Genomic DNA, 17,286 nt, shown 5'->3' with positions numbered 1-17,286 from the left:
CCGCCACCGCCACCGCCCACCGCGAGCCCCCACCCACCCAAGCCGCGCACCAAAACCGCACCGCCGCACCCAAACAGCGAGGCACCCACCCCTCCCCCCGCCCCCGATACGAAGCCTCCCTGCGGTTCGGGGGTGCTTGTCAAGGCATCTTTCCCGCCTTGACAAGCACCCCCGAACCGTCAGCACAATCAAACTTCGGGGGCCCCACGCCACCCAACACCGGCAATGTCGCCCGCCAGGGCGACGAGCAGAATTGTCAGACCAACCAGCTACCGTGCGAGGGGTGGAGTTCGACCAGACCACCCAAGCCACCTACCTCCCCTCCGACCCCCCGCGCGAGGGAGTTCTGGCCCTGTGGGGCGACGAGATCGAGGGAGACACCCCGATCCAGCTCGTCCTGCCCGGCGGCGGGAAATTCGCCCGCACCGAGGTGGTCGCGCGGCTCGTGCCGCTGGCGAAGGCCATCCCGCGGCTGCTCGTGGTGCCGGACGAAACCAGCCCGGCGCTGGCGGCGTGGTCAGCGGTGGTCAACGCCGGGGTCAACCTCGTAGCGCGCGGACGGTTACGCCCAGCGGCCACTCCGAGCGGCCTAGCCACTTGGCGCGTAGGCCCGCTAGACGCAGCGGACGAGGAACTCCTGCGCGGCCTCGCCGCGGCGTTGCCCCCGGAAGCACACGCCCTCCCGCTTTCCGGCGTCAAACGCATCCGACTGCACTCGCCGGAATCGCTCGTTCGCGCAGTGTGGGACGCAGCAGCGGACGTGCTGGTGCGCAGCCCGGCGGCGGCCGTCGGATCCGGCGGGGCGGCGTTCGCGGAAGTGCAGCCGACGCTGCTGGACCCGGACGGCGCGGCCTGGCTCACCGAGTTGGAAGCCCGCCGCCCGGACGGCGCGCAACTGCTGTTGCGGATCGAAGCGACCGACGAGGAATTCTCCGGAGTCCTGGCCGTCCGGTCCACCCTCGAACCGAGTCTGGTCGTCGAAGCGGCCACGCTGTGGGACGCGCCCGAGGCGGTTCTGCACCGGCTGGGCGACCAGGTGGAAACGCAGCTTCTGCTCGGCCTGCGGCGAGGCGCGCGAGCCTGGCCGCCGCTGGGCCGGATCCTGTCCGAACCGGCGCCGACCACGCTGCCGCTGTCCGACGACGAGGTGGTCGACCTGCTCGGCACCGGTGCTCGCGACCTGGGCGGCGCGGGCATCGAAGTGCTGTGGCCCAAGGATCTTTTCGCCGGGGAAGTGCGGGCGAAGGCGAGCGTCACGCAGGCTCCGGCGAGCGAATCCGGTCCGGCGTTCCCGCTCAACGGCCTGCTGGAGTTCCGCTGGCGGCTCAGCCTCGGCGGCAGCGAACTCACCGACGAGGAGGTGGCGGCGCTCGCCGAGGCCAAGCGTCCGCTGGTCCGGCTGCGCGGGCAGTGGGTGAAGCTCGATCCCGCGCTGCTGGCGCGGATGCGGGCCCGGCGGTCGCGGCTCACCGGAGCCGAAGCGCTGGCCGCGGCGCTCACCGGTGAGCTGGAGGTCGACGGCGAACGCGTGGAGTTCGCGCCGCAGCCGGCGTTGTCCGGGCTCGCCGAACGCCTGCGGGAAAGGGAGCCCGCACCGGTCGAGGAACCGGCGGGGCTCACCGCCACTCTGCGGCCGTATCAACGCGCCGGGCTGGGCTGGCTCGTCGCGATGACCGACCTCGGCCTCGGCGCGTGTCTCGCCGACGATATGGGGCTGGGCAAGACAATCCAGCTCATCGCCCTGCACCTGCACCGCCGCGCGCTGGCCGCGGGTCCGACGCTCGTGTTGTGCCCGACTTCGCTGCTGGGCAACTGGGAACGCGAGTTCGGCAAGTTCGCGCCGGACGTTCCGGTGCGCCGGTTCCACGGCGGCGGACGGCATCTCGACGACCTGGCCCCGGACGAGGTCGTGCTCGCCACGTACGGGGTGCTGCGCCGCGACCGGGAGCTGCTGTCCGAAGTGGACTGGGGCATGGTCGCCGCGGACGAGGCGCAACACGTCAAGAACCCGTTGTCCGCCACGGCGAAAGAGCTGCGGCAAGTGCCCGCGGCAGCCCGCGTGGCGCTCACCGGCACGCCGGTGGAGAACCGGCTCACCGAACTGTGGTCGCTGCTCGACTGGACCACGCCGGGGCTGCTCGGCCCGCTGGAGAAGTTCCGCCGCACGGTGGCGCGGCCGATCGAACGGGACCGCGACGAGACGGTCACCGGACGGCTCGCCGCGACGGTCCGGCCGTTTCTGTTGCGCCGCCGCAAAACCGACCCGGACATCGCGCCGGAGCTGCCGCGGAAAACCGAGACCGACCGGTACGTCCCGCTCACCGCCGAGCAGACCACCCTGTACGAGGCGGTGGTGCGGGAGAACCTGGCGCAAATCCGGGAGGCGCAAGGGGTGCAGCGGCGCGGTCAGGTGCTGAAGCTGCTCACCGAACTCAAGCAGATCTGCAACCATCCGGCGCACTACCTCAAGGAAAGCGCCGGCGTGCTGAGCGGGCGGTCGGGCAAGCTCGCCGCGTTCGAGGAACTGCTGGACGTCATTCTCGACGAGGGCGAGAGCGTGCTGGTGTTCAGCCAGTACGTGCGGCTGTGCCGGTTGCTGGAGCGGAGGCTCGCCGAACGCGGGCTGCCGACGGCGCTGCTGTCCGGCGAGGTCGGGCCGAAGCAACGCGACGAGATGGTGGCCGCGTTCCAGTCCGGCGAGGTGCCGGTGTTCCTGTTGTCGCTCAAGGCGGGCGGCGTCGGGCTCAACCTCACCCAGGCCACGCACGTGATCCACTACGACCGGTGGTGGAACCCGGCGGTCGAGGACCAGGCCACCGACCGCGCGTACCGGATCGGGCAGGACCGGCCGGTGCAGGTGCACCGGCTGATCGCCGAGGGCACGCTCGAGGAACGCGTCGCCGCGGTGCTGGAAACCAAGCGCGGGCTGGCCGACGCGGTCGTCGGGGCGGGGGAGGACTGGATCACCGAGCTGTCCGACGACCAGCTCGCCGACCTCGTCCGGCTCGGGAGCGGCTGATGCCGCCGCGGCGGACGTTCGGGAGCCGGTGGTGGGGCCGGGCGTGGGTGGAAGCGCTGGAGCAGCGGGCGAAACTGGACCCGAACCGGCTGCCGCGCGGGCGGACGTACGCGCGCAAGGGCGTCGTGGACGAGCTGGCGGTCAGCGCGGGCGAGATCACGGCGTGGGTGCGGGGAAGCCGTCCGGAGCCGTACCGCGTCGCCATCCGGATGCGCGAGTTCAGCGCGCGGGAGTGGGAGAAGCTGCTCGACGTCGCCGGCCGCCGGCTCGGGCACGCCGCCGCGCTGCTCGACGGCGAACTGCCGGAGGAGCTGGCCGTCCAGGCGCGCGAGGCCGGGGCCGACCTGCTGCCCGGTCCCGGCGACCTGCGGCCGCGCTGTTCCTGTCCGGACAGCGCGAATCCGTGCAAGCACGTGGCGGCGGTGTACTACCTGGTCGCCGACGAGGTGGACGCCGATCCGTTCGTGCTGTTCACCCTGCGCGGCCGGGGCCGGGACGAGGTTTTGGCTCAGCTGCGCGAAATGCGGACCCCGAGCGCCCGCCAGGTTCGAGCCCCTGAAGTCGGCCTGACGCCGAAAAAGGCGTACTCGCGGCGGATCGCGCCGCTGCCGCCGTTGCCCGCCGTCCCCGGCGAACCCGGTCCGCCCGCGGTGCTCGACCTCGATCCGCCCGCCCGCACCGGCCTCACGTCCGCCGCCCTCGCCGCGCTGGCCGCCGACGCCGCGTCGCTCGCGCTCGACCTCCTGCACACGCGGGATGCCTTGGCGGACTTGACCTTTGCCGAGGACCTGGCCCGCCGCGCGGCCCGGCCGGGTACCGACGTGTTCGGGCTCGCCGAGGCCGCCGACGTCGCGCCGTCGGAGCTGATCGTGGCGGCGCAGGCGTGGCGGGAGGGCGGCCGGAGCGGGCTGGCGGTGCTGCGGGAGACGTGGAGTCCCGGCCCCGGCCCGATGGCGGCGGCGCGCGCGGAACTCGCGGAACTGCCGGGGGAGGTGAAGGTGTGGCGCAACCGGGTGACGGTCGGGCCGGTGCAGCTGCGCTACGGCCGGGACAGCCGGTGGTACCGGTTCGTGCGGGTCGCCGGGCAGTGGTGGCCGGACGGACCTCCGGCCGGGCAGCCGGTCGATCTCGCCTATCCCGCGGAGAGCTGATTCACTTACGCACAGTGAAACGAGACGGTCCGTCTCGTTTCGTGCTAGCTTGTGCGGCATGACGAGAACCTGGGTGATCACCGGCGCCAGTCGCGGACTGGGCCGGGCGTTGGCGCTGGCCGCCGCGGAAGCGGGCGACCGGGTGCTGGCGACCGTCCGCGCGCCGGGCAGTGCGCCGGAGCACCGGAACGTCGTCGAGCACGTGCTCGACGTGCGGGACCGGGCAGCCGCGCGGGAAACCGCGCAGCGGGCGGTGACCGAGCTGGGCGGACTGGACGTCGTGGTGAACAACGCCGGATACGGGCTGGTCGGCATGGCCGAGGAGGTAAGCGAGACCGAAGCGCGGGACATCCTGGAGACGAATCTGCTGGGCGCGTTGTGGCTGACCCAGGCGGCGCTGCCGGTGCTGCGGGAACAGCGGTCGGGGCACGTCGTGCAGATTTCCTCGGTCGGCGGTGCCGGTTCGGTGCCCGGCTTCGGGCTGTACAGCGCGAGCAAATGGGGTCTGGAGGGGATGAGCGAGGCGCTCGCGCAGGAGGTCGCGGAGTTCGGCGTGCGGGTGAGCATCGTCGAACCGGGCGGGATGGACACCGAATGGGCGACCGGCAGCATGCGGTTCGCCGCCCCGAACCCGGCGTACGACGGGCTGCGCGAGCGGATGTTCGGCACGGCGGCCGTGCCGTGGGCGGCCACCGGCACCGGCGGCGGCACCCCGCCCGCGGAGATCGCCGCGGAGATCCTGCGGCACGTCAACGACCCCGCCGACCAGCGGCTGCGCGTTCTGACCGGAGCCGATGCCCCCGGGATGGTCGCGACCGCGCTGTCGGGACGGCTGACGGATTACCGGCAGGACAAGCGTTTCGCCGACGCGGAGAGCTGACGTGGCCCGCGCCAGCACCCGGGCCCGCGTGCACGCCGCGGTGCTCTCGCTGGCCGCCGAATCCGGTTTCGGCGGCCTGACCATGGAGGGCATCGCGGCCCGCGCGGGCGCCGGGAAGCAAACGCTGTACCGCACGTGGTCCTCGCCCGCCGCGGTCCTGCTGGACGCGCTGCTGGAACAAACCCTCGACGCCTCCGGCGAAGTCGCCATCCCCGACACCGGCGACCTGCGGGCGGACCTGGAAACCTTGGTGCGCGGCATGATCGCGGAACTGACCGATCCGGCGACAGACCGCCTGCTCCGCGCTGTGACTGCGGAACTGCAAACCGATCCGGCTATCGGCGCCGAAGTCCTGGACCGCCTGCTGGGCCCGCAACTGCGCGCGCTCGCCGACCGCCTGGCCCGCACGGAGATCGAAGCCCCGGAGGACGGCGCGGAACTGCTGCTGGGCCCGGTTTTCCACCGCTGGCTCCTGCGCACCCGGCCGTTCACGGAGGACTGGCCGGCCGCGCACGTGGAGCGGGTGCTGCGCGCGGTGTCGTCCGGCGGCTAGTTTTGCGCAGTGCCAAGAAAGACAGCGCGATCCGATCCCGGCAGGTGGGCGCGGCAACGCCCGCTCATGCTCGGCCATTGCCAGGCTTGGAAAGCTGACCTCGAAGCTCTCGGCCCGGCGCGCGACGTGGTCGTGGAGCTGTCCCCGGAGTCCGCGCCGACCACTGGCTGGAACTGGTTTCTCGCCTTCGACATCGACGGCATCGAGTTCGAAGCGTTCGTCGCGGCCGATCTCTCCACGGCCGCCTTCGAAGACGTTCGGGGCGTCTTCGAAGACCACGTCAAGTTCGACGACATCCCGGATTACCTCGCCCGCCGATTGAAGCAGGCCAGGTCAGCTACCGCCTGACTCCGTCCCTCGAAGCTCCACGCAACACCCGCCGTCGCGAGGCGGGATCCGAGCCGTCGACACCCCTGGGACCTGCAGTCCTTCCACGACGCCGGTCAAGAAGCGGTCCGTCATTCCGCACACCAGGTCGGGCGCGCGCTTGGCCAGCGGCTGGAACGGGCAGTTGCGCAGTCGCAGGCAGACCGGTGTCTCGCGGTTCGGCTCGAATCCGTGCCGGGCCAGGACCGTGCTCGTCAGCGTCAGCCCGCGTTCGGTGCCGAGGCGGCCCGGCTTGGCACGTTCGCGTTCGGCCGCGCCTGCCGCGGAGCCGTGGCGTCCGGCCTCGCGCAGGGCGGCTTCCCGGGCCGGTTCGCCGGGAGCTGCCGACGCGACCGCGTCCACCAGGATCGCGGCCAGGACGTCCGGCTGCCGGGGCGGGATGGTGATCGCGAAGTCGGTCGCGGCGGGTTCGTAGACCTTCGGGGCGCGGCCCACTTTGCGCACGCCGCCGACGGTCTCGTAGCGGGCGCGCAGCAGCCCGGCCGTCACGAGTTTGTCCAGGTGGAACGCGGCCAGCTTGCGCGAAATGCCGACCGCGGCGGCCGCCTCCTCGCGCGTCACCGGGCGGCCGGCGTCGCGGATGAAGGCGTACATCCCCCGGCGCAGGTCCTCGTCCAGCGCCGCTACCGCGCGGATGGTCGCCAGGTCACTCGTCACACACCCACGATAACGCCCAGCGAGGTTCCCCGAACCCGCCACCTGGCTTGTTCACCTGGTCACATTGACTCCGCCGGACAATAAGACAAAGATTTATCGGCGAAACCCTGTCCCGCCGCCTCCCGAAGCCCGAGGATCGCCCATGCAGTCGTCCGGAACCGCCCTCCGCGTCGTCCACGAGCCCGTCCCCGGCTTCGACCTGGCCGCGGCCGAAAACGCGGCGGGGGACTTCCTGCGCGCGCTCGGCATCAGCCTCGACTCGGAAAGCCTGCGCGGCACCCCCGGCCGGATGGCCCGCGCGTACGCCGAGCTGTTCACACCGCGCTCGTTCGACCTCACCACGTTCCCCAACGACGAGGGCTACGACGAGCTGGTGCTGGCCCGCGACATCCCGGTCCGGTCGGTCTGCGAACACCACCTGCTGCCGTTCATCGGGGTCGCGCACGTCGGGTACCTGCCGGGCGAGCGGATCCTCGGACTGTCGAAGCTGGCGCGGGTCGTCGAACACTTCGCGTGCCGCCCGCAGGTGCAGGAACGGCTGACGAAGCAGATCGCGGGCTGGCTGGGCGACCAGCTGTCCCCGAAGGGCGTCGGCGTGGTGATCGAGGCCGAACACACCTGCATGACCCTGCGCGGCGTGCAGGCGACCGGCTCGTCCACGGTGACGTCCACGCTGATGGGGACGCTCCGGGAGGACGCGCGGTCGCGTCAGGAGTTCTTCTCGTTGACCGGCGTGAACGCCTGAGCGTAAGCCCAGTCCAGGAAGTGCTCCACCCCGCGCACCACGTGCGTGCTGCGGATGGAGGGGAACACGTCGAACGCGTGCTGCGCCCCGGCCAGTTCCGCGTACGCCACCGGATGGGCGGACTTGGCCCGCAACCGGGCGACGAACTCCCGTGCCTCCGCGACTGGCACCAGCGAATCGTGTTTGCCGTGGATCACGAAGAACGGCGGGGCGTCCTCGGCGATCCGGTCCAGCGGGGACGCGGCGAGGTAGTCGTCCAGCCGGTGTTCCGGTGCGAACACTCGCCGCGCCATCAGGCTTTCCAGCCGGTACCGGCTTTCCGCCTCGCCGGTCGACGCGGCGATGTCGTACACGCCGTAGTGCGGCACGCAGGCCTGCACGCTCGTGTCCGCCTCCTCGAACCCGGGCTGCAGCGCCGGGTCGTTCTGGCTCAGCGCGAGCAGCGCGGCCAGGTGCCCGCCCGCCGAACCGCCGGTCACCGCGACGAAGCGGGGGTCGCCGCCGTACTCGGCGATGTGCTCGCGGATCCAGGCGAGCGCTTGTTTGGCCGCGACGATGTGCGCGGGCCAGCGCGCGGCGGGGGAGAGCGGGTAGTTGATGGCCACGCAGACCCAGCCGCGGCGGGCGAGGTGGCGCATCAGCGGCAGGCCCTGCTGCTCCTTGTTGCCGATGGTCCACGCGCCGCCGTGGATCTGCAGCAGCACCGGCGCGTCGCGGACCTTCTCGCGTGGGCGGTAGACGTCCAGCAGGAAGCGTTTGCCGCCGGGGGCGTAGGCGACGTTGCGGTCGCGCACGACGTCCGGTTCGTGCATCCGGAACGGCATCAGCAGGCGTCCCCACGGCGTCGAGAAGTCCGACGGGTTCTCCAGCTGGTCCCGGTAGTCCTCGCCGAGCGCTTCGACGAGCGCGGCCTCGACCTCCAGCCGGGCCTTCAGCGACGTCCCGATGAGCGACGCGAAACCCGCCGCGGACAGCCCGGCCAGCGCCAGTCCGATCCGGTCGCTCGGGCGGCGCGCCCCGTGCCGCGCGACGTGCTGCACGGTGTCGGCCGCGGTGAGCGCGAGCAGGTGCGGCGCGAGTTCGCCGGTGAGCCAGCCGGCGAAGAACACCGGGATCGAGGTCGGCCGCGGTTTCGGCGGACGCAGGGCTAGTGCGGCGAGACCGAGCTGCGCCGCGCGGCGGGTCACGAAGTCCGGTTTCACCTGCCCGATGCTACCTCCGCCGAGCGCCGCCGCCAGGGTTCTGCCTTACGCTGGAACACATGCAGCGACTGAGCGGGCTGGACGCGAGCTTCCTCTACCTGGAGACGCCCTCGCAGGTCCTGCACGTCTGCGGCCTGCTCACCCTCGACGGCTCGACCATGCCCGGCGGCTACGCGTTCGGGGAGTTCAAGCGCCGCCTCGCCGAACGCGTCGCGGTGATCCCGGCGTTCCGCCGCAAACTCCACAATCCACTCTGGAACCTCAACCATCCGGTGTGGGTCGAGGACGAGGATTTCGACCTCGACAACCACGTGCACCGGATCGGCCTGCCCGCGCCGGGCGACGACCGCGAACTCGCCGAGCTGTGCGCGCACATCGCCGGGCAGCGGCTCGACCGGGCGCATCCGCTGTGGCAGTGCTACGTGATCGAGGGCCTGTCCGGCGGACGGCTGGCGGTGCTGCTGAAGATGCACCACGCGAGCGTCGACGGCGTCGGCGGGGCGAGCCTGATCGGCTACCTGGCCGGGCTCGAGCCCGACGCGCCGCTGCCGGAGCTGCCCGCCGAGGAACGCCACAACGACGGTCTCCCGACCCGGCTGCGGCTGCTGCGCGAGAGCGCCGATTCGCTGCTGCACCGGCCGTTCGAGGTCGCCCGGTTGCTGCCGGAGCTGCTCGAACTGGTCCCGCGGTGGCTCGGCAAGGCGTTGCGCGGCAAGGGGATGCCGGTGCCCTTCACCGCGCCGCGGACCTCGCTGAACGGCACCATCACCGGACACCGTTCGGTCGCGTTCGCGCAGCTGGACCTCGACGCGGTGAAGCAGGTGAAGAACGCTTTCGGCGTCACCGTGAACGACGTGGTGCTGGCGCTGGTCTCCGGTGCGCTGCGGCAATTCCTGCTCGGCCGTGGCGAGCTGCCGGGCGATCCGCTGGTCGCGACCGTTCCGGTGTCGGTGCACGAACGCACGGAACGCGATCGCGGCAGCAACCGCGTGTCCGCCTTTTTCGCTTCGCTGCCAACGCATCTGTCGGACCCGGCGGCGCGCGTGTTCTTTCTGGCCGAAGCGAACCGGCGGTCCAAGGACCACCATTACGACATCGACGCCGACATGCTCGCCGACTGGGCTCAATTCTCCCCGGCGACGGTCTTCGGGCTCGGCGTGCGCGCGTATTCGGCGCTGCGGCTGGCCGAACGCCATCCGGTGGTGCACAACCTGATCATTTCCAACGTTCCCGGCCCGCCGATGCCGCTGTACCTGCTGGGCGCGCGGATCACCGGGCTGTACCCGCTGGGGCCGGTGTTCCACGGGGCGGGGCTCAACATCACGGTGCTGTCGAACGACGGCAAGGTCGGGGTCGGGTTGCTGGGGGCCAAGGAATTGGTGAAGGATTTGTGGCCGCTGGCGGACGCGTTGCCGGAGGCGATGGACGAATTGAGCAAGGCCGCGCCGGTCTGATCCGGGGTCAGGAACAGGCCTGCCGCAGTTCTTCGAGGTCGGAGACCAGCTTCCGGTTCATGGCTTTCGCGGCTTCGAGGTCCCGGTTGTCGATGTCGGTCGCGATCACCCGGGCGTCGCTGGCGGCGTTCCGGATACTGACGCGCACCCGGCTGGTGTCGGCTTCGTCGGCGGCGTTGTCGAATTCGGCGCCGTAGCCGCGGAACTCCGCGGCCATCGCGCTGGCGTCGGACGTCCCGGCCAGGTTCGCGGTGATCGAGCGGATCACCCCGGCGGCCAGCCCGCATCCGGGGTCCGGGGCGGCCTTGGTCGTCGCCGGGTGCAGCGGTATCCGGGTGATCCTCGGTGCGTGCGGGATGGTGGTGGGGCTGGGTGACGGCGAGGCGGACTGCGCGGTCGTCTGCGGATGCACGGAATGGCGATCGAGCCAGGCTTTCAGCTCGTCCCAGTTGTGGATCCCGAACCAGGCCAGCAAGGCGAGGACCGCGGTCGCCACGCCAAGCCACTCCTTGACGTGCTTGGGGTCGCCGCCGGACGGCGTGCCGCCAGTGCTTTCAGACGTTTCAGACATCAGACCCCCCTTTTTTTCGGAGGTCTATTGTGGCAGATTTCGCATCTTTGGTCACCCTCCGTGTTGGCGAAGCCGTTTCTTCGCCGGGTGGGGGTCCGGTCCCGGCGGCGAGCACGACGGTGTCCGGCCCGCCGCGCAGCGTTCGCCGGGCGTCCAATGTGGACACTTTATCGGCGAGCTGTGCCAACGCGTCCGGCTCGTCGTGCAGCGCCTCGGCGGATACGACCGCCTAGGGGTAGAGGTGGCTGGCCGCCGTGGCCCGGCCGAGCCATGTGAGGTGGATCAGTTCGGGTCCGAAATCCTTGTCCAGGCAGAGGAGCGACGACGGCCTGGCTAGGCCGAGTCCGCGATCTCCGCCGCCCTCTCCTGCCCGCCGATCGCCGCCTGTACCGAAGTGCAAGCGGCCATCAGCGCGGCCGTGAACTGGTCCGCCGCGAAGACGCACGCGGTGTGCCCGGCCGGGATCTCGTACGTCGCGGCGTCGGCGATTCGCCGCGCCAGGCTGCGCTGGTGCGCCGGGGCGATGAAACCGTCCCGCGAAGTCACCACGACCGCTGTCGGCAGGGTGAGGGTGTGCAGCCACGGCGTCGAATCGAAGCGGCCGATCTCGTCGAGTGCGACCGCGATCGCCCATGGGCTCGTCGAGCGGAATTCCTCCAGCGCCCACCGGTGGTCCTCCAGCCGGGCGAGGCGTTCGCGGCGCGGTTCGCCGGGGACCAGGCCGATGCGGGCCTGGTCGCGCAGCAGGTGCAGGGTGCGGCCGAACAGGTCGAGCGCCACGCGCTGCCGGATGCCGCGGCGGAAGTTGCTCGCCGTCGAGCACAGGACCAGGCCGGTGACGCGGTCCGGGAACCGGTGCGCCGCCAGCTGGCCGACCATGCCGCCCATCGAGTAGCCCGCGACCAGGAATTCGCCGATGCCGAGCGCGTCCGCGACCGCGACCACGTCGTCCGCGCAGTCTTCGAGGCTGAACTCTTGCGAGCGGATGCCCTGGCCGTGCCAGCGCTGGTCGAACACCACCACGCGGTGGTTCGCCGACAGCCGCTTCAGCACGGGATACCAGGTGAGCAGCCCGGTGCAGGCGACCGAGTGCAGCAGAATCACCGCGGGCGCGTGCCGAGGGCCGACGTCGACCACGACGGTTTGGCCGCGGCCGGGGAGGGACAGCGGCTCCGGGTCGGGGGCGCCCGCGGTCGGCGGGATGGTCGCGAGCTTCCGGGTCGCTTGCCAGCCGACGTCGCCCAGCGCTGATTTGAGAACCTGTTCCGCACCCATGTCGGCGTGCCGCCCCTCTCCGCTCCACCGGTCGATCCACCGCCCGGCCCTGGGTCCCGGGGGTTGCCGAGTCAGCCCATTCCGGCTAAAAATAGAACGTGTTCCACCTAGGTGGAGGGAGACCGGAGTGGACTTCACCCCCGACGATACGCAGGGCGAGATCGCCTCGCTCGCCGCGCAAGTGCTCGGGAAGGCCGACGAACCCGCGGACCAGTGGCGAGCGCTGGCCGACGCGGGCCTGCTCGCGCTGCCCCTTCCCGCCGACCTCGGGGGTGACGGGCTCGGCGTGGACCATGTCGCCCCGGTGCTCACCGAGGTGGGACGGGCCGCGGCGGCCGTGCCCGCGTACGCCGTTCTGGCGCTCGGGATCCTGCCGATCGAGGCGCTCGGCACCCCGGCGCAGCGCGCTGAGTTCCTACCGCCCGCAGCGGCGGGGGAGACCATTCTCACTGCTGCCTTGCACGAGCCGTCCGCCCCGCTGACCGCCCTCCCGGGGACTACCGGTGTGGCGGCAGACGGCGCGTGGGAGGTGACTGGCGCCAAAACGCACGTGCCGTACGCGGCGGAGGCGGCAAGGATTCTCACGCCGATCGCGTTGCCCGGCGGCACCGGTGTCGCGCTGGTGGATCCGCGAGCGGACGGGGTCGAGGTGCGGCCCGCGTACAACGCGTCCGGGTCGCCCGAGTACACCGTGCGGTTCGAGGGCGCGCGGATCAGCGAGGCGGATTTCCTCCGGGACCGCACGGCAGGGCATGCGCTGCAGACGTTGCACCGCTACGCGTTGGCTGGCGCGCTCGCGCTTGGCGACGGACTGCTCGCCGGGGCGTTGGCGTTGACGGCCCAGCACGTCGGCGAGCGCACGCAGTTCGGCCGTCCACTCGCGACTTTCCAAGCCGTGGCACAGCAAATCGCGGACGTTTACGTCGCTTCCCGCACCGTGCATCTGGCCGCGGTGTCAGCGGTGTGGCGGCTGGCGTCCGGATTGGACGCGGACACCGAGCTGGACATCGCGGCGTACTGGCTGACCGAGGAAGCGCCGTCCGCGCTGGCTGTCTGCCACCACCTGCACGGCGGCGTCGGAGTCGACCGCACGTATCCGCTGCACCGGTATTCCTCGGCGGTGAAGGACCTCGGCCGCGCGGTCGGGGGAGCGGCGCACCGGCTCGGCCGGCTGGGCGAACGAGTGGCGGGATGAGCATGCACATCGAACTGACGGCCGCGCAACAGGAACTGCGGGCGCAGCTGCGCGAGTACTTCGCGGGCCTGCTGACCGCCGACGAGCGCCGAGCGTTGCTGCGGGAGCGGCACGGGCAGGTGTACCGCGATGTCGTGCGCCGGATGGGGCGGGACGGGAAGCTCGGCGTCGGCTGGCCCAAGGAGTACGGCGGCGGCGGTTTCGGCGAGATCGAACAGCACATCTTCGTCGACGAGGCCGCTCGGGCGGACGTCCAGCTGCCGTCGGTGACGTTGCAGACGGTCGGCCCGACGCTGCAGGCGTTCGGCACCGAGGAACAGAAAGCCCTTTTCCTGCCGAAGATTCTGGCGGGGGAAGTGCATTTCGCCATCGGGTACACCGAGCCGGAAGCCGGGACCGACCTCGCCTCGCTGCGCACGCGCGCGGTGCGCGACGGCGACGAGTACGTGGTCAACGGCCAGAAAATCTTCACCACCGGCGGCCACGACGCGGACTACGTCTGGCTCGCCGTGCGCACCGATCCGGACGCGCCGAAGCACAAGGGCATCTCGATCCTCATCGTGGACACCCGCGATCCCGGGTATTCGTGGACGCCGATCATCACCTGCGACGGCGCGCACCACGTCAACGCGACCTTCTACTCCGACGTCCGGGTTCCGGCGAACATGCTGGTGGGCGAGGAAAACCGCGGCTGGCGGCTGATCACGACGCAGCTCAACCACGAGCGCGTGATGCTCGGCCCGGCCGGGCGCATCGGCGGTCTGCACGACCGCGTGTGGGCGTGGGCGGCGGCGCGGCGGACCCCGGACGGCACGGCGCTGCTCGACCTTCCGGACGTGCGCGCGGTGCTGGCCGAAACGTTCGCGGTCGCGCGAGTCAACGAGCTGCTGAACTGGCAGGTCGCCGCGGCGGCGGAGCACGGGGCGGTCGAGATCGCCGACGCGTCGGCGACGAAGGTGTTCGCCTCCGAGCGGATCCAGCGGATCGGGCGGCTGCTGGAGGAGCTGGTCGGGCGGCACGGCGACCTCGCCGACCCGGACACCGCGGAACTCGCGGAATGGCTCGACGTGCTGGCGAAACGGAATCTGGTGCTGACGTTCGGCGGGGGCGTCAGCGAGATCCAGCGCGAACTGATCGCCTCCGCCGGACTGAAACTGCCGAGGGTGCCGCGATGACGATCGAGGAAGCCGCCGCGAAAATCGCCGCACAGGGCGAAAGCGCGCCGAGGTTCGCGCGCGATCCGGTGAACCAGGCGATGGTGCACAACTGGGTCGAGGCGATCGGCGACGCCAATCCGGTGTACACCGACGCGGAGTTCGCCGAGACGAGTGTCCACAAGGGACTTGTCGCGCCGCCGGCGATGGCGCAGGTGTGGACGATGCCGGGGCTGCACGGCGTGCGCGGGGACGACGATCCGCTCGGCCTGATCCTGAAGGTGCTGGACGACGCCGGGTTCACGTCCATCGTGGCCACCAACTCCGAACAGACCTATCACCGCTACCTGCGGCCGGGCGAGCACGTTTCGACCACGAACACCCTGGAGGACGTCACCGGACCGAAGCGCACCGCGCTCGGCGAGGGCTGGTTCGTGACCACTCGGACGAACTGGTACGTCGACGGGGAACTGGTGGCGGACATGGTGTTCCGCGTGCTGAAGTTCCGCCCGCGCGAGCCGGAACCGCCGCCGTCGCCGGTGCTGCGGCCGGTGATCAGCCACGACACCAAGTTCTTCTGGGACGGCCTGCGCGAGGGCGAACTGCGCATCCAGCGCTGGGGCGACGTGCTGCGGCATCCGCCCGGCCCGCTGCCGCCGGACGGTTCGCTAGACCCAGTTCCGGACTACGTTGTCGCAAGTGGACGCGGAACCGTCTACAGCTTCGTCGTGCACCACCATCCGGCGGTGCCGGGCAAGCGGCTGCCGTTCGTGGTCGCGCTGGTGGAGCTGGAGGAAGGTGTGCGGGTGATGGCCGAACTGCTCGACGCCGAACCGGACGAGGTCCACATCGGACTTCCGGTGACCGCCGCGTTCGTGCGCGTCGACGACGAATTGACCCTGCCCGCGTGGAAGGTGGCGCGATGACTGCCGCAGTCGGGACCGAACTGCCGCCGATGGTGCTCGAGGCGACGCCGACGTTCGTCATCAGCACTGCGCTGGCGACACGGGACTTCCAGGACGTGCACCACGACCGGGACGCCGCTGTCGCGCGCGGTTCGAAGGACATCTTCCTCAACATCCTTACTGACACTGGGCTCGTGCAGCGGTACGTGAGCGAGTGGGCCGGTCCGCAGGCGCTCATCCGCTCGATCAAGATCCGGCTCGGCGTACCGTGCTACGCCGGGGACACACTCACTTTCTCCGGCCGGGTCACCGCCCGCGCCGGAGCCGAGGTCGAACTGGAAGTGTCCGCAGTGGACAGTCTGGGCGCACACGTGACCGGCACGGTTTCGCTGACGCTGCCGGAGGAGGACGCATGACGTTCACCGGGACCACCGCCATCGCCGGGATCGGCGCGACGGAGTTCTCCAAGGATTCCGGGCGCAGCGAACTGCGGCTGGCGGCCGAATGCGTGAGCCACGCGCTGGCCGACGCCGGGCTGAAGCCGTCCGATGTGGACGGACTGGTGTCGTTCACCATGGACGGCAACGCGGAGATCGCGCTCGCTCGCGAACTGGGCATCCCGGAGCTGACGTTCTTCAGCCGCGTGCATTACGGCGGCGGCGCGGCGGCGGCGACCGTGCAGCAGGCGGCGATGGCGGTCGCGAGCGGGATCGCCGACGTCGTGGTGGCGTACCGGGCGTTCAACGAACGTTCCGGGATGCGGTTCGGCCGGGTGTCGGCGGCCGCGGCCCAGCAGGTGAACACGTCCGGAGTGGACAATGGGTTCCACTATCCAATGGGCATCGCGACCCCGGCCGCGACGGTGGCCATGGTCGCGCAGCGGTATCTGCACGAATACGGGGCGACCAGCGAGGATTTCGGCAAGATCGCGGTCGTCGACCGGGTGCACGCGGCGACCAATCCGAACGCCTGGTTCCACGGCAGGCCGATCACGCTGGAGGAGCACCAGGCTTCCCGCTGGGTCGCGGAACCGTTGCACCTGCTCGATTGCTGCCAGGAAAGCGACGGCGGCGTCGCGCTCGTGATCACCAGCCTCGAACGCGCGCGCGACCTCCGGCAGGCTCCGGTGGTGGTCTCGGCGGCGGCGCAGGGCAGCGGACCGGACCAGTATGTGATGACCAGCTACTACCGCGACGAACTCGCCGCGCTGCCGGAAATGGGCGTGGTAGGACGGCAGCTGTGGGCGCAGTCCGGGATCGGACCGTCCGATGTGGACGTCGCGGTGCTGTACGACCACTTCACCCCGTACGTGCTGATGCAGCTGGAGGAACTGGGTTTCTGCGGCCGCGGCGAGGCGAAGGACTTCATCGCGGGCGACACGCTGACCCTCGACGGGAAGCTGCCGCTCAACCCGCACGGCGGCCAGCTCGGCGAGGCCTACATCCACGGCATGAACGGCATCGCGGAGGCGGTCCGGCAGCTGCGCGGCACGGCGGCGAACCAGGTCGCGGACGCCGGCACCGCAGTGGTGACCGCGGGAACCGGCGTCCCGACGAGTGGTCTGGTGTTGACTCAGGCCCGCTGAGCGGTCTTCGGCACGTAGCGCATCGCCACGGCGCCGGAGGCGAACTCCCGCCTGCCCACGAGCGTGAGGTCGAGGTGTTCCGGCAGCCCGGCGAACAACGTCGGCCCGTGTCCCACGATCCGGGGGTGCACCACGAACTCGTACTCGTCGATCAGCCCCATCGAAGCCAGCGCGAGCGGCAGCCGCACGCCGCCGGTGTACAGCCCCTTGCCGGGCTGCTCTTTGAGCCGCAGCACCGCTTCCCGCAGGTCGCCGCGCACGAGTTCGGCGTTCCAGTCGACGCTCTCGAGCTTGCTGGACACGACGTACTTCTTCGCCGCGTCGATCGTGCGGGCGAACGGTTCCATCCAGTCCGGCCGTTCGACCGGCTGGTCGGACGCCCGCCACGCCTCTTCCATCATTGCGTAGATCACCCGGCCGAAGAGCAGCGCGTCGGCGCGGGCGATGATCTCGGTCGAGTACTGGTGCAGCTCCTCGTCCGGGGCGATGCCGGCGAGGTGGTCGACGCACCCGTCCAGGGTGACGTTGATGGAGTATCTCAGTGGGCGCATCG

The 17,286-nt window shown here is 71.0% G+C and carries 17 protein-coding genes; 12 read left to right on the top strand and 5 right to left on the bottom strand.

All coding sequences use genetic code 11. From position 1 onward, the window contains the following. The first annotated feature begins 283 nt into the window (after positions 1-283). Genes F9C12_RS11835 through F9C12_RS11815 form a run of 5 tightly spaced genes read left to right on the top strand, consistent with a single transcriptional unit; the run spans position 284 to position 5,951 of the window. Complete coding sequence (locus F9C12_RS11835) at positions 284-3,019, top strand: DEAD/DEAH box helicase (RefSeq protein ID WP_409465893.1); 2,736 nt, start codon at positions 284-286, stop codon at positions 3,017-3,019. Next, on the top strand, positions 3,019-4,170 hold the full coding sequence (locus F9C12_RS11830) for an SWIM zinc finger family protein (protein WP_409465892.1): 1,152 nt from the start codon (positions 3,019-3,021) through the stop codon (positions 4,168-4,170). The genes F9C12_RS11835 and F9C12_RS11830 overlap by 1 nt, the downstream gene beginning before the upstream one ends. A 58-nt stretch (positions 4,171-4,228) precedes the next feature. Further along, positions 4,229-5,050, top strand: coding sequence for an SDR family NAD(P)-dependent oxidoreductase (locus tag F9C12_RS11825; RefSeq protein WP_409465891.1), 822 nt, complete (start codon positions 4,229-4,231; stop codon positions 5,048-5,050). A gap of 1 nt (position 5,051) precedes the next feature. After that, positions 5,052-5,603 (top strand): TetR/AcrR family transcriptional regulator C-terminal ligand-binding domain-containing protein, encoded by a 552-nt coding sequence (locus F9C12_RS11820; RefSeq protein ID WP_409465890.1) that lies wholly within the window; start codon positions 5,052-5,054, stop codon positions 5,601-5,603. 9 nt (positions 5,604-5,612) lie between these two features. Continuing rightward, positions 5,613-5,951 carry a hypothetical protein gene (locus F9C12_RS11815; RefSeq protein ID WP_409465889.1) on the top strand — a complete coding sequence of 113 codons (339 nt, stop codon included), beginning with the start codon at positions 5,613-5,615 and terminating at the stop codon, positions 5,949-5,951. Here F9C12_RS11815 and F9C12_RS11810 read toward each other — a convergent pair. Further along, the gene (locus F9C12_RS11810; RefSeq protein WP_409465888.1) at positions 5,937-6,647 is read right to left on the bottom strand and encodes a helix-turn-helix transcriptional regulator; all 711 of its coding nucleotides are present in this window, start codon (positions 6,645-6,647) and stop codon (positions 5,937-5,939) included. The two genes, F9C12_RS11815 and F9C12_RS11810, sit on opposite strands and share 15 nt — an antisense overlap. A 142-nt stretch (positions 6,648-6,789) precedes the next feature. Here F9C12_RS11810 and folE point away from each other — a divergent pair, with 142 nt between their 5' ends. Continuing rightward, complete coding sequence (gene folE, locus F9C12_RS11805) at positions 6,790-7,392, top strand: GTP cyclohydrolase I FolE (protein WP_182890725.1); 603 nt, start codon at positions 6,790-6,792, stop codon at positions 7,390-7,392. On the opposite strand, the gene F9C12_RS11800 is transcribed toward folE, so the two are convergent. After that, the gene (locus F9C12_RS11800) at positions 7,356-8,594 is read right to left on the bottom strand and encodes an alpha/beta hydrolase fold domain-containing protein (RefSeq protein ID WP_409182019.1); all 1,239 of its coding nucleotides are present in this window, start codon (positions 8,592-8,594) and stop codon (positions 7,356-7,358) included. The genes folE and F9C12_RS11800 overlap by 37 nt on opposite strands. A 59-nt stretch (positions 8,595-8,653) precedes the next feature. On the opposite strand from F9C12_RS11800, the gene F9C12_RS11795 reads away from it, so the two are divergent. After that, the gene (locus tag F9C12_RS11795; protein ID WP_409465887.1) at positions 8,654-10,048 is read left to right on the top strand and encodes a WS/DGAT/MGAT family O-acyltransferase; all 1,395 of its coding nucleotides are present in this window, start codon (positions 8,654-8,656) and stop codon (positions 10,046-10,048) included. A gap of 7 nt (positions 10,049-10,055) precedes the next feature. Here the strand turns inward: F9C12_RS11795 and F9C12_RS11790 are convergent, their stop codons facing one another. Together F9C12_RS11790 and F9C12_RS11785 are read right to left on the bottom strand one after the other, a co-directional pair. Beyond that, positions 10,056-10,619 carry a hypothetical protein gene (locus F9C12_RS11790; protein ID WP_409182017.1) on the bottom strand — a complete coding sequence of 188 codons (564 nt, stop codon included), beginning with the start codon at positions 10,617-10,619 and terminating at the stop codon, positions 10,056-10,058. A gap of 333 nt (positions 10,620-10,952) precedes the next feature. Further along, entirely contained in the window at positions 10,953-11,894 is a 942-nt protein-coding gene (locus tag F9C12_RS11785; protein WP_409465886.1) for an alpha/beta fold hydrolase, read from the bottom strand. 127 nt (positions 11,895-12,021) lie between these two features. Here F9C12_RS11785 and F9C12_RS11780 point away from each other — a divergent pair, with 127 nt between their 5' ends. Genes F9C12_RS11780 through F9C12_RS11760 form a run of 5 tightly spaced genes read left to right on the top strand, consistent with a single transcriptional unit; the run spans position 12,022 to position 16,733 of the window. Further along, positions 12,022-13,089 carry an acyl-CoA dehydrogenase family protein gene (locus F9C12_RS11780; protein WP_409465885.1) on the top strand — a complete coding sequence of 356 codons (1,068 nt, stop codon included), beginning with the start codon at positions 12,022-12,024 and terminating at the stop codon, positions 13,087-13,089. Between the two features lie 2 nt (positions 13,090-13,091). Continuing rightward, complete coding sequence (locus F9C12_RS11775; protein ID WP_409466994.1) at positions 13,092-14,264, top strand: acyl-CoA dehydrogenase family protein; 1,173 nt, start codon at positions 13,092-13,094, stop codon at positions 14,262-14,264. Further along, positions 14,261-15,169: a bifunctional MaoC family dehydratase N-terminal/OB-fold nucleic acid binding domain-containing protein gene (locus tag F9C12_RS11770; protein WP_409465884.1), complete on the top strand. Its 909-nt coding sequence runs from the start codon at positions 14,261-14,263 to the stop codon at positions 15,167-15,169. Before F9C12_RS11775 ends, F9C12_RS11770 begins: the two co-directional genes overlap by 4 nt. Continuing rightward, positions 15,166-15,564 carry a MaoC family dehydratase gene (locus F9C12_RS11765; RefSeq protein WP_409465883.1) on the top strand — a complete coding sequence of 133 codons (399 nt, stop codon included), beginning with the start codon at positions 15,166-15,168 and terminating at the stop codon, positions 15,562-15,564. Before F9C12_RS11770 ends, F9C12_RS11765 begins: the two co-directional genes overlap by 4 nt. Further along, entirely contained in the window at positions 15,561-16,733 is a 1,173-nt protein-coding gene (locus F9C12_RS11760) for a lipid-transfer protein (RefSeq protein WP_409465882.1), read from the top strand. The genes F9C12_RS11765 and F9C12_RS11760 overlap by 4 nt, the downstream gene beginning before the upstream one ends. Here F9C12_RS11760 and F9C12_RS11755 read toward each other — a convergent pair. Next, positions 16,721-17,284, bottom strand: a complete 564-nt coding sequence (locus F9C12_RS11755) for a dihydrofolate reductase family protein (protein WP_409182011.1) — start codon at positions 17,282-17,284, stop codon at positions 16,721-16,723. The two genes, F9C12_RS11760 and F9C12_RS11755, sit on opposite strands and share 13 nt — an antisense overlap. Positions 17,285-17,286: the final 2 nt, after the last annotated feature.

This window comes from Amycolatopsis sp. GA6-003 (assembly GCF_046267895.1).
In the GTDB taxonomy this organism is placed as follows: domain Bacteria; phylum Actinomycetota; class Actinomycetes; order Mycobacteriales; family Pseudonocardiaceae; genus Amycolatopsis.
This window is presented reverse-complemented; position numbering and strand designations above follow the sequence as displayed.

What these genes read in the sequence shown, in the direction of transcription:
- F9C12_RS11775 (WP_409466994.1), top strand. Translation starts at nt 13,092, where the DNA reads ATGCACATCGAACTGACGGCCGCGCAACAGGAACTGCGGGCGCAGCTG.
- F9C12_RS11825 (WP_409465891.1), top strand. Translation starts at nt 4,229, where the DNA reads ATGACGAGAACCTGGGTGATCACCGGCGCCAGTCGCGGACTGGGCCGG.
- F9C12_RS11830 (WP_409465892.1), top strand. Translation starts at nt 3,019, where the DNA reads ATGCCGCCGCGGCGGACGTTCGGGAGCCGGTGGTGGGGCCGGGCGTGG.
- F9C12_RS11760 (WP_409465882.1), top strand. Translation starts at nt 15,561, where the DNA reads ATGACGTTCACCGGGACCACCGCCATCGCCGGGATCGGCGCGACGGAG.
- F9C12_RS11770 (WP_409465884.1), top strand. Translation starts at nt 14,261, where the DNA reads ATGACGATCGAGGAAGCCGCCGCGAAAATCGCCGCACAGGGCGAAAGC.
- F9C12_RS11765 (WP_409465883.1), top strand. Translation starts at nt 15,166, where the DNA reads ATGACTGCCGCAGTCGGGACCGAACTGCCGCCGATGGTGCTCGAGGCG.
- F9C12_RS11790 (WP_409182017.1), bottom strand. Translation starts at nt 10,619, where the DNA reads ATGTCTGAAACGTCTGAAAGCACTGGCGGCACGCCGTCCGGCGGCGAC.
- folE (WP_182890725.1), top strand. Translation starts at nt 6,790, where the DNA reads ATGCAGTCGTCCGGAACCGCCCTCCGCGTCGTCCACGAGCCCGTCCCC.
- F9C12_RS11755 (WP_409182011.1), bottom strand. Translation starts at nt 17,284, where the DNA reads ATGCGCCCACTGAGATACTCCATCAACGTCACCCTGGACGGGTGCGTC.
- F9C12_RS11795 (WP_409465887.1), top strand. Translation starts at nt 8,654, where the DNA reads ATGCAGCGACTGAGCGGGCTGGACGCGAGCTTCCTCTACCTGGAGACG.
- F9C12_RS11785 (WP_409465886.1), bottom strand. Translation starts at nt 11,894, where the DNA reads ATGGGTGCGGAACAGGTTCTCAAATCAGCGCTGGGCGACGTCGGCTGG.